General features: G+C 35.5%; 8 protein-coding genes. 3 read left to right on the top strand and 5 right to left on the bottom strand.

What is annotated here, in order from left to right; translation table 11 throughout:
- Positions 1-5: 5 nt before the first annotated feature.
- Positions 6-989 (top strand): response regulator transcription factor, encoded by a 984-nt coding sequence (locus ACE1OF_RS03235; RefSeq protein ID WP_448892760.1) that lies wholly within the window; start codon positions 6-8, stop codon positions 987-989.
- A 190-nt stretch (positions 990-1,179) separates the two neighbouring features.
- Here ACE1OF_RS03235 and ACE1OF_RS03230 read toward each other — a convergent pair whose 3' ends face one another.
- From ACE1OF_RS03230 to ACE1OF_RS03220, 3 genes are all read right to left on the bottom strand, one after another.
- On the bottom strand, positions 1,180-1,428 hold the full coding sequence (locus ACE1OF_RS03230; RefSeq protein ID WP_448892758.1) for a DUF3297 family protein: 249 nt from the start codon (positions 1,426-1,428) through the stop codon (positions 1,180-1,182).
- A 93-nt stretch (positions 1,429-1,521) separates the two neighbouring features.
- Positions 1,522-4,002, bottom strand: coding sequence for a bifunctional diguanylate cyclase/phosphodiesterase (locus ACE1OF_RS03225; protein WP_448892756.1), 2,481 nt, complete (start codon positions 4,000-4,002; stop codon positions 1,522-1,524).
- 379 nt (positions 4,003-4,381) lie between these two features.
- Positions 4,382-5,956 carry a nitrilase-related carbon-nitrogen hydrolase gene (locus tag ACE1OF_RS03220; RefSeq protein WP_448892754.1) on the bottom strand — a complete coding sequence of 525 codons (1,575 nt, stop codon included), beginning with the start codon at positions 5,954-5,956 and terminating at the stop codon, positions 4,382-4,384.
- Between the two features lie 244 nt (positions 5,957-6,200).
- On the opposite strand from ACE1OF_RS03220, the gene ACE1OF_RS03215 reads away from it, so the two are divergent.
- A complete protein-coding gene (locus ACE1OF_RS03215; RefSeq protein WP_448892752.1) occupies positions 6,201-7,580 on the top strand; it encodes an ATP-binding cassette domain-containing protein in 1,380 nt (459 codons plus the stop codon).
- Between the two features lie 19 nt (positions 7,581-7,599).
- Here the strand turns inward: ACE1OF_RS03215 and sfsA are convergent, their stop codons facing one another.
- Both sfsA and ACE1OF_RS03205 read right to left on the bottom strand, forming a co-directional pair.
- A complete protein-coding gene (gene sfsA / locus ACE1OF_RS03210) occupies positions 7,600-8,310 on the bottom strand; it encodes a DNA/RNA nuclease SfsA (protein ID WP_448892750.1) in 711 nt (236 codons plus the stop codon).
- Positions 8,311-8,422: 112 nt separating this feature from the next.
- Positions 8,423-8,818, bottom strand: coding sequence for a hypothetical protein (locus tag ACE1OF_RS03205; protein ID WP_448892748.1), 396 nt, complete (start codon positions 8,816-8,818; stop codon positions 8,423-8,425).
- 278 nt (positions 8,819-9,096) lie between these two features.
- Here ACE1OF_RS03205 and hrpB point away from each other — a divergent pair, with 278 nt between their 5' ends.
- Positions 9,097-11,658 (top strand): ATP-dependent helicase HrpB, encoded by a 2,562-nt coding sequence (gene hrpB, locus ACE1OF_RS03200; RefSeq protein ID WP_448892746.1) that lies wholly within the window; start codon positions 9,097-9,099, stop codon positions 11,656-11,658.
- The last annotated feature ends 15 nt before the right edge of the window (positions 11,659-11,673 follow it).

Genomic DNA, 11,673 nt, shown 5'->3' with positions numbered 1-11,673 from the left:
CTTTTGTGCAACTAGAACAATTAAATCAATTTATTGCGACGCTTTATTTAGCAACCAGTAAAATAGAGTTAACTGAATATCGCGACTGGGCTTTAGCTCAACTACAAAATTTAATAGATTTTGACGGTGCTATTTGGAGTAATGGGCATCAACAAACAGTGCGTTTTCATAATCATACGTTAGTTAATGTGCCTGAATCGTTAACTCAGTCATTACTTGAATATTTATCGATAAATCCCATAATAAATAAGCTGTTTGAGCATATGGGATCGCCAATTGACATGCGTGATTTAATCACAGATGAAGACTTTTATCGCTCTGAAATTTATCTTAAATGTTTTAAACCCCACAAAATTGAAAGAATTTTATCTTCTATTCACCTTGATGAGCGTACAGGCTTATTTACCTTGTTAACTCTCTATCGCTTTGAACGAGATAAACCTTTTACTATGCAAGATAAGCAATTGCAAAAGCAAGCCTTATATCATTTACTTACGGCGGCTAAACATGCTCTTTTTCTTCAACTAGAGCATTCGAGTGACAGTCAAAATACAGCGTATAAGGTCACAACATATAAAAATAGTTATAAAGCAATTTGTGATAATCAAGGTTATTTTCATCAAGTACAAACAAGTTTTATTGATTTATTGGAACGTTGTTATGGCAATAAAGGTGGGTCTTCAATGAGTATGCTCAAATTGCCTTTTACATTAGATCTCACTAAAACTGAGTATGAAATTGATGGTTTGCAAGTTAAGCTTAAGTCACTGAAAGATTTGTTTCTTGTTGAAATTTGGCCTCAAGGCCCCTTAGATAGTTTGTCACAACGAGAGCGAGAAATTGTACAAACACTGGCCAAAGGCTTAACTTTCAAAGAGGCAGCTAGGGAGTTAGGTTTATCGCCATCCACTGTGTCAAATCATCTTTATCGAGTGTATCAAAAGCTAAATATTGGCAGTAAAAGTGAGTTGTTGCAGTTATTGGTATAAATTAACCTGAAATTGGCTGAATGAATGCTTTTTTAGCTGGTGTTTATCAAGCTTCATCGTTAAATGTATTTGACGTTAAATTAGATGCACGTGTCTTTACGCGAAAGGAACGGACAATAGCAGAGAAAACGTAACGCCCATTTAGCTATTTTAACTTTTGGCCAAGTAATGAGCGTTAAGAGTTTAACTTTTAACGATAAAACGCTTCAACAGTGCCTTTTACAGTCATTAATAATGGCTGACCACGGCGATCTAATGCTTTGCTTGATGCTATTTTAACCCAACCTTCACTAATACAATACTCATCAACATCGAAACGTTCTTTGCCGTTGAGTCGAATACCTATTTCGTGTTCAAAAATTTCTGCAACATGGTGTGGACTACGGGGATTACCCGAAAGGCGATCGGGTAACTCTGGTAGAGATTTAGTATCGTTCATGTTTGTAACCTACTGTAAATAAAAACTGCGCTATTGTAGATAATCTAAAGCTACCCCTCAATAGTTTGCGTAATAAATGTTTGCCAGGATCTCTTATTTATATTTTGTCGTAAGCACCTCTATGGAGAGTGGGCGATCAAAATAATATCCTTGAATTTTATCACACTTGAGGTGAATGAGGCGTTCATATTGTTCTTTAGTTTCAACACCTTCAGCAACAACAGTCATTTGATAAAGTTGGCCGATTGCGATAATTGTTTTAACTAAAGATTCACTTTGGTTATTAGTTAGCAGCTGATCAATAAACGACTTATCTATTTTGATTTCATTAATGGGTAGATTGTTTAAATAGAACAAAGAAGAATATCCTGTACCAAAATCATCAAGCGACAATTTAAAGCCTGCATTTTTAAGTTGTTGAATAACAGGTTGTACTTTTTTTACATTAGCAATTAATACATTTTCTGTAATTTCTAATGTAATTAATCGATTATCAAAACCTATGTCTTTAGTTGTTTGAAGAAGTTGTTCGACAAACTGAGGCTCAACCAATTGCTTAGGAGAAATGTTAATAGATAACCTAATTATGGTAGCATTTTGTTGATTAAATTTTAAAATATCCAACATAGACTGTTTTATTACGAAGTGGCCAATTTCATTTATCATACCTATATCTTCTGCTACATGAATAAATTCGTCTGGTGATATAGGCCCTAATAATTTATTATTCCATCGAGACAAAGCTTCAACACTCACAAGTTTGCCAGTTTTTACGTTAATTTGTGGTTGATACAGAATAGTTAATTCATTATTGATTAATGCTGCTCGTAACTGTGTGTCAAGAATAAAATCCCGCTTAACTTGCTTGTTAATCTTGTCATTAAAAAATAAAAAGTGTCCTTTTTGTTGCAATTTTGACTTATAAAGAACGATATCAGCTTTACTGATTAGATCTTCTGCTTTATCCCCATCATTTGGATACATGGCGACACCGATACTGCAGCTAGAAGATATTAATTTCCCGTCAATAATGAAATCAGTATTGAAAATTTCACGAATACACTCAACCTTGTGTTCAGCGTCGGATAAGTTATCTAATTCAGGAAAGCAAAAAATAAATTCATCACCGCCAAAACGAGCAACACTTTCACCAGCACTTAGCAGTAGTTTAAACTTTCCTCCCAACACTTTAAGCAAACTGTCGCCGATAGAGTGGCCATAAAGATCATTAATTTTCTTAAAATCATCAAGATCAACAAACACCACAGCAAGACTTTTGTCTTTTTGTTTTGATAATGCCATTCCTTGAGTTATACGATCATCTAACAAGGCTCTGTTGGGTAGTTGAGTTAAAGAATCATGTAATGCTTGGTATTGTAATTGTTCTTTTATTTTATTTAACTCAGTGAAGTCTTTATTTATTTTGCTTTCAAATAATGAAAACCGACGCGCTAAATAATTAGATAACATTATAGAAAGTGTGATAAAAAATAGCGTGAGGAACAGGCTAAGAAATAATATTTTTAGAAATTCACTTTTATTTTGTTCGCTAATATATGCTTCTCTTTTTGCTAAATAACTTTCTATTTCACTAATATAAGTACCAGTACCAATAGCCCACTCCCAATCAGGTAAGCCTTTTATAAAGCTAATTTTTTCTGCTGACTTACCTGTACTTGGCATAATATAGCTAACATAGTTAAGAAAGCCTTCACCCTGTTTAGCAACCTTTATTATATCTTCAATGTTTGAAATACCTTGTGCATTACGTACGTTCATTCTGTTGGTGCCAACAAATTTTTTATTATAGTTAGATAAAATGTTTCCCTGATAATCCAAGACAAAAATATATCCATTGTTACCATAACGAATGCTGTCAATTCGCTTTAATAAACGAGTTTTTATATCATTTTCGACATCAATGACATATTCACCTGTGCCAATAAACCAATCGTAGGGCGCAAAATATTTGCCAAAACCAATTTTTTCAAATTCTTGTCCTTTGTTTTGAGGTTTTACAAACCACCAGTGATAAAATGCTTCGCCTGCTTGTTTGACTATTTTTCCCATATCTCGAACGATGTAATTTCCACGTGTATCTTGTAAATCTCCTTTATAATGTCCCTCCATTGCAGGCAATACAGGGTGCATTACATTAAGGCCCGTTGTTTTGTATATGAAAAAATATCCTCTACCCTGATTAAAACGAATGCTTCTCAGGGCATCGGTGATTAATTTGGTTACTGCAGCTTCGGATTTATGCTTATTTTGTTGGTATATCGTGGTGGCTATGTTATATGCTTGATATATTTGATTTTTAATGTTTTCTTTTAAGGTGTTTTCGGTGTTGTTAATTTCGTAGTTTATCTGTTGGTGAAGTTGGTTAATTTGTGCTTTTATTGTTTCCTTTTCTGTTTCAATAAAATTTTGCTGTAAGGTTTTGATGTCATGGGAAAGCTTGATCTTATTGTCATTAATCACGATAAAATTTACCCAAATAGCAAAAGCCACTACAATGATAGGAGGTATGACTTTAATCAACCTGAGTAGCGTCAGATCTTGGGCTTTACGCATTTGAATATGTTCCTAAGTGAGTAACTAATAATACCAATTTAATTAAATTTCTTCCCAACTCAGAGCTTCATTAACCAACTTGGTATAACCATGTCTAAAGGTACAAAAATTAGTATTATCAATCTATTTCGTCAATAATACTTTAGTCAGCATACTAATTAAATACGGTTATTACAGAATTATTAATTAATGAGAGGTAGTGTGATCTGGGTTAAACTTAGTTTATTACAAGTCGCCATAGGATAAACCAAGGCTTTGGTGATTTTTCCTTGTTGATATTTGACCAAAGGTTGGTTGATAAAGCTGTTACATTTAGTTATTTTGAATGATGATAAACTTTGTTGAGGTAAGAAAGAGAAATCTTTAGCTAAATTGGCTATTAATCCCGTAAATTTCGCACTTTAGTCTTGTTGTTTTTGTCAGAAAAAGCTTGAGTAAAGCTTTTTTCATGACTTGCGGCAATAATGCAAATTCTATGTTCAGCAGCTCGAGATAATAAACTATGTTCAACCTCATTTGGATTTTGAATATCAAAAGGAACCAGTAATAAGTGAATACCTTTTAAGGCTACTAGGCTGACTAATTCAGGTATATTCGCATCGTCAGCCGTTAACATTGCTACTTTAATACAGCCTTGCTCTAAAGGAAGTTCAATAATATTGATATTGTTACCTAGCGTTGTCCATTGATACCTTTGGCAAAAATGCAATTGTGGCTGTAAGGCTATAACTCCACGTTCACTGATTAATACCGATTGGTGTATTCTATTAATAATTAAGCTTGTACAGACGTATTGAAAAGGTCTTAGTACTGCGCTTACCTTTGTAATCATTAATTTGCTTAGTGTTTCTATTTTAATTCGCTGTGTCGCATCAAGAGTGCTTGTTTTGTCAGCAACAAAAAAGAGTTCAGGTAATTGAATAATATCACTTAGGTTGTTATCAATGTAATGGCAGACATCTTCAATTGCCTGCTCGTTAGGTTTGTAAGTAGCAAATATTGCTGCATTGGTAGTTTTTGGCGTATCTTGAGCAATAAAATCACTACTGTCAGCTTTGTTTTGGTTAGTTTGTTTTATTTCTGCTGTAAGTGCTTGATAAAGTTCAGGTCGACGCTGCTTAGCGAGCAGTGTGCCATCTGGACGGCGCTTGTTGTTAAAGCCTATTTCTGAGTTATTGCTATCTAAAGCGATATCGATAAACGCAATACCTTCTTTATTATGGTTTATCTTTACTAATACCTTACCTTCTTGAGATAAAATTTGGCTTTTACCCATTTTATTTGCACTTGCGATGAACAAGTTGTTTTCACACGCTCTAGCTGCATTATGTAAATTGCATTGGTCTAAAGTTGAAGTACACATTGAATGACATAGTAATTGTGCCCCCTGTAATGCAAGGTGTCTAGGTAAGGCAAAAGTCATGCTATCGTAACCTGATAAGAAGCCCAGTGCTCCTATAGAGGTTTTTACCACCTCGGCTGCCTTATTTGCGCTAATAAAATACGTGCTTTCATGCTCTGTTAATGTTTGTTTGTCAGCTTGATGAATAAGTTTTCCAAGAGGGCAAAATAAACAGGACGTTACACTTATCGCTGGCTTTATCGTATGTTCTTGCGAAATAGTGGAAAATTCATTTAAAAGCTCACGTTTTAAGGTGACATTAATGACAATATAACAGTGATGTTTTTTGGCTAGCTTGGCGATACTTTGTAAAAAAAAATCATTAATTGAGAGCGCTTCATTCCAGGCTTGATAGTGGTCAACGTAGCCATTTTGATTATTCTCAAGAAATTCATCTCCAGGGTAAGCATTATGAAATAGCGTATTACAATATTCGGGAAGAACAATGATTGACGGTTTACATACTGCGGCTTCATTTATTACACGAATACAGCTTGCGAGATTTTCTTGAACATTTGAGGTGGTAACAAACTGAGTAATGGCTACGCGCATGAAATCTATTTTCCAAGTAATTTATAATAATTTGAATTTAACAAGGTAAAAGCAATAAGCTTTGTCGAATAAGCGCTTTAATTAATGGTATTATGTAGCCGTACTACGTAATGTTTTTAGAACAAGCGATTGATGAAATTATTTTAGTGTATTTTGATTGTGTTGCGTAGCCTTATTTATAAAGTGATTAACCCACTATTTTATTAAAATTATTACTGAACCTATAATTAAGCTGAATGAAGTTATGATAAATATTACAAATTTTGAGCACCCCAAGTTAGTTGTCAAAAGCTGGCAAGTACTTAAAAATGAAAGCTGGTGTATTTTGGGGCGCAATGGCTCTGGCAAACAATACTTAGATCAACTTCTAACAGGGGAACTACTCCCTGAATCAGTAGGTACATTTAGCATTCCTAATTTAAATAAAGTTGGTATGGTTTCTTTTGAAAGCCAACAAGAGATTTATGAGCACGAGCTTAAAATAGACGCAACAAATGATACGAATGCCAATGATATTGGCACCCCGGCTAAAGATTTTTTGCCCCAAGATAAATTAAATGATCCGCTCATTAATGAATTTGGTTTAAGTCATCGTCTCGAAAGCGGTTACAAGCAGTTAAGCACGGGTGAGGGAAGAAAGCTGTTAATTCTACAAGCAATTTTTAATGGTGTTGAACTGCTTGTTTGCGATAATCCTTTTGATAGTCTTGATGAAGCGTCATGCATTGCGCTGTCACATGCACTTGAACGTTTATCTAAGACAGGTATCAATGTATTGCTCATGTTAAGTAATCGTCAAGATATTCCCACATGGTGCAGTAATATTGCTTTTATTGAACGAGGACAGCTTAACGTTATAGGAAAACTTGAAAGTGATGAAACTAAACGTCAGCTTGACGCATTGTTAACACCTGCACCAGATGATGTGAGTTGGCCTACCAACATACAGCAGTTATGTGACTATCAGTACCCTTATTTAGTTAAATTGAACAAAGGCAAAGTACATTACAATGGTGTTAATGTTTTTGAAAATTTAGATGTAGCTATTAAACCCTTGCAACATACCTTGATCACAGGCGCTAATGGTAGCGGTAAATCAACCTTGATGCAGTTAATTACTGGCGATTGCACTCAATGTTATAGTAATGATATTCACGTGCTGGGCTTTAAAAGAGGATCGGGTGAAAGTATTTGGGATTTGAAAAAGCACATGGGTATTGTTAGCGCGGAATTACACCGACAATACCGAGTCAATGGTGATTTGTTAACCGTAGTGCTTTCTGGCTTTTATGATTCTATTGGCCTTTACCAGCAACCTGAACATTATCATATAGAAATTGCCCAACAGTGGTTGGCCAAAATTGGATTGTTAGCGCAACAACACAGTTCATTTCGTAGTTTAAGCTATGGCGAACAACGTTTAGCGTTAATTGCTAGGGCGTTAATAAAGTCACCTTATCTACTGATTTTAGATGAACCGACTCAAGGTTTAGATGAGCTTAACCGACATAGATTACTTAACTTTTTAGAACATTTGGCTGAACAAAAACATAGTACCATGTTGCTAGTGAGTCATCGAAAAGATGAGTTTTTGCCAATATTTGAGCAGCATATAAAGTTGTAATTATTTGATAAGAGTAAATTTATTCTATTTTCATAGGCTCTGACAAAATGATAGATTCGGGTGATATTTTGGCTTTATACACAAGCACTTCAACTCCTGAACCTATGGCTTCTTTTAACAAATCAGCATATTTTTCATCAATATGCTTGGCTACTTTAAAATGGTGAATACCCGTATGTAAAACGGCGAAGAGTAGTACGGCTCGGTCACCATTTTTAACTATACTCGTTAACTCACGCAAATGCTTTTGTCCGCGAGTTGTGACAGCATCAGGAAAATAACCTTGGTTGCCTTCAAGCAAGGTGACACTTTTCACTTCGACATAGGTCAGGGCCTTGTTTTTATTACCTGCGTTATTGCACCGTAATAAAAAATCGATACGGCTATTTTCGTCACCATACTTCACCTCTCTTTGTAGTTCATCGAAGCCTTGTAACTCAGTTATAGTACCATTTAAAAGGGCTTCTTCGGTAAGTTGGTTGGCTCGTAGGGTATTAACACAAATTAAATGATTTTGTTTAGTTTGAGTTAGCTCCCAACTATAAGGGTATTTGCGCTTAGGATTACTGGATGTGCTATACCACACCGTATCTGCTGGCTCAGCACAACCCGTCATGGCACCCGTATTGGCTACATGTATTGTTGTGATATCGTCATTATTTAAAGCTATGTCAGCAAGAAAACGCTTATAGCGTTTAATTAATATGGCAGGTTTTAGCGTGAGTTTCACGTAAGCTATACTCTGTAGTAAAAGTATATAGCTTACGACAAAAAGTATATTAACCAAATAAAATTATTGAAATAAGGCTATCCCAATTCATAAGGTGAATATATTGATTAAGTTAATTGATAAAACTATCTAGCCAATTTTGTGCGTGATCAGGATTACTAAAAAAATTAAACTTAATTGCGCAGCTTTGATAAATGCGTTGAAGTTGCATTTGTAAAATATCCACATACGGACTATTGCTAATAACTGTCGCGATAGCAATCATGCCATTATCTGCACGATACTGAGTTGTTTCAATTAGTTTTTGTTCCGCTTCAGGTGTAAAAACACTGTGTCCCTGAAAAGAGACTAATGATGCCCAACGGTTACCTATCATATTTTTTGTTATAAGTTTTATATCTTGATAATATTGTTCAGTGGTTACCTCATTAAAGGGACCTCTAGCATTTATCAATAAAATATTATTTTGCTGTTCAATGGTATAACTTCCTTGTGCTGAATGTTGCATTAGTTGTAACTCCTTAAACAAATTTTATCGGGTACTATTGATAGCAATTTTCTATCGGTTTGCCAAGTAAGCATATTTTGGTTATTTTGCAAGTTTTTATAACCTATACTTTTCATAGTGTTATTTTCATTGGGCAAGATAGTTTATATCGTTTATGCGTTATTCGTGGTGAAATACATAGATATATGCATTAATAAGTTTATTTTTATCATGTGAACCCTTAGGTTTGTTAGGTAAAGATTGTTATTATAAAATATAAGCTTATTAATCTTACTGTTATGACTATCTCATTATCATTGCCAATAGAGGCGATTAAAACACAATTTTGCCAAGCACTGTTTGAGTACAATACACTAATCTTATCTGCGCCACCTGGGGCAGGAAAATCAACATGTTTACCACTTTGGCTGCTTGAACATAAAGCATTGTTAACAAAAAAAATCTATTTATTACAACCTCGACGCTTAGCCGTAAAAAATATTGCATCTTACTTAGCCAGCCAACTGAATGAGGCAGTGGGAGAAACGGTCGGTTATCGCTTACGGAACGATACCAAAGTAAGTAAAAATACACGATTAGAAGTGATTACAGAAGGGATTTTGACACAAATCATTCAACAAGATGCTGAACTGGAACAGTGTGCTTTAATCGTGTTAGATGAATTTCATGAGCGTAGTTTACAGGGTGATTTAGCCTTTGCTTTAAGCCGTGATATTCAACAAGGGCTGCGAGAAGATTTAAAAATACTATTGATGTCGGCCACATTAGATATAGATAACCTAGCTAATGCTTTACCTGATGCAAAATTACTGAAAAGTGAAGGCAGAAGTTATCCCGTTGATATTGCCTATCATGCGCCACAAAATAATCATCGCTGGCGAGAACACGCATTAAATATTATTAAAAATCAAGTGATAAGCCACCAAGGGTCTATATTAGTTTTTTTACCAGGTGTTGCCGATATTCGCTTTTTAGATCGTGCATTAACAGAGGCATTGTCGAACGCTATTGAAAATAATTTGTTGCTGTGTTCTTTGTTTGGTGATTTAACATTGAAGCAGCAGCAACAGGCGATTGAACCTTGTAAAAAAGGTGTCAGAAAACTGGTGTTAGCAACCAATATTGCCGAAACCTCGTTAACCATTGAAGGGGTAAATTTGGTGATCGATTGCGGTTTAGAAAAAGTTGCCATTTATGATAGTGCAAGTTTAATGAATAAACTTGTACAAAAGAATATTGCCAAAGCGTCAGCCATACAAAGAGCAGGACGAGCAGGGCGGCTAATGCCTGGCCGCTGTATTCGTTTATATGCGCAAGATGATTTTGAACGTCGTCCTGAGCAAAGCGTTCATGACATTATGCAAGCAGACTTGTTACCTACCATAATTGAGGCAGCGCGTTGGGGAGTCAAGCAATTAGCTGAATTGCCCTTGTTAGAATTACCAACCGTTTTAAAAGAACAACAAGCTTGGCAAGAGTTAAGAGGTTTAGCCATTGTTGACCAAAAAAATAAACTCACAGCACACGGTGAGCAAGTAGCGCAATTTCCTTGTCACCCTCGTTTTGCTCATATGATTATTTCATCGCAGACAACAACAAAGAATAAGCAAACCGACAAGATCACTTTTTTAGCCTGTATTTTGGCAGCACTATTAGAAGACAGAGATATTTTTTCTGTGGAGCAAAGTCGCTTTGATTGTAATATTGCTCATCGTGTGAGTAAGTTAATCTCACTGTTTAATCAACCTTATGGCATGTTAGTTAATATTGTAAAGCAAGTTAATAGTTTAGCTAAATGTGTGGGAATGCAGAATACAAGGCTGTTAGCAACACAAGATTTACCGCTTGATAGCATAGGCGCGCTACTCGCCTATGCTTACCCAGAAAGAGTGGCAAAAGCGCGTGGCGCTTTAGGTGGGTTTGTTTGTGCAAATGGCAAAGGTGTAAAACTAAATGAAGAGGATGCCTTAGCAGGTGAAACATTTTTAGTTATTGCAGATTTAATACAATCTAAAAGTGTGCCAAGGGTACGTTTAGCCGCTAGTGTTGATTTATGCCGATTAGAACAGCAGTTTAAAACGCAAATTAAAGTGCAAAATGTTGCTACTTTTGACGAAGTGAGCGGTAAAATAATTGCCCGTCAGCAAACACGATTGTCGGCATTGATCTTACGAGAATTAGTAAGTCAAAATAAACTAATGCCAGAAGATATAACAGCCATGTGGTGTGAACTTCTCTCACGTAAAGGCTTAAAGTTTCTAAATTGGAAAAGCCAAGATCTTGCATTAAAAGCACGTTGGCAATGGTTAGCGTGTTATTTTCCAGAATATGAATTACCTAAAATAGATGATGAAACATTATTAGCAAACCTTGAAAACTGGTTCAGCCCTTTTGTGGGTGACATAAAATCTATGGATAAACTTGCTAAGTTAGATATTTCTACAATGTTATTATCGCAACTTGATTATCAACATCAACAAATATTAAAACAAGCAGCGCCCAGCGTTTATATAGGGCCAACAGGAAGGCATTGTCCAATTAGCTATTCAACCGAAAAATCTCCGAAAGTCTCTATGCCAATGCAAGAGCTATACGGTGAAACAGAAACGCCTAAAGTTGGCGGTTTAAACGGACAACAAGGTATTCCGTTGTTGTTAGAATTGCTGTCTCCGGCACAAAGACCAATTCAACTAACGCAAGACTTGGTACAATTTTGGCGGGGCAGTTATAAAGCAGTACAAAAAGACATGAAAAGCCGTTATCCTAAACACTATTGGCCAGACGACCCAGAAAATGCCCAACCAACTAATAAAACCAAACGACATTTACACGGTCAATAAAATCATAACTAGTAC

It is taken from the genome of Colwellia sp. E150_009, from assembly GCF_053543955.1.
The sequence above is the reverse complement of the archived record's forward strand: the minus strand, read 5'-3'. Positions and strand labels throughout refer to the sequence as shown.

Excerpts from the sequence above, each read along its gene's own strand:
- ACE1OF_RS03230 (WP_448892758.1), bottom strand. The coding sequence starts at position 1,428 with ATGAACGATACTAAATCTCTACCAGAGTTACCCGATCGCCTTTCGGGT.
- ACE1OF_RS03225 (WP_448892756.1), bottom strand. The coding sequence starts at position 4,002 with ATGCGTAAAGCCCAAGATCTGACGCTACTCAGGTTGATTAAAGTCATA.
- ACE1OF_RS03220 (WP_448892754.1), bottom strand. The coding sequence starts at position 5,956 with ATGCGCGTAGCCATTACTCAGTTTGTTACCACCTCAAATGTTCAAGAA.
- ACE1OF_RS03215 (WP_448892752.1), top strand. The coding sequence starts at position 6,201 with ATGATAAATATTACAAATTTTGAGCACCCCAAGTTAGTTGTCAAAAGC.
- ACE1OF_RS03205 (WP_448892748.1), bottom strand. The coding sequence starts at position 8,818 with ATGCAACATTCAGCACAAGGAAGTTATACCATTGAACAGCAAAATAAT.
- hrpB (WP_448892746.1), top strand. The coding sequence starts at position 9,097 with ATGACTATCTCATTATCATTGCCAATAGAGGCGATTAAAACACAATTT.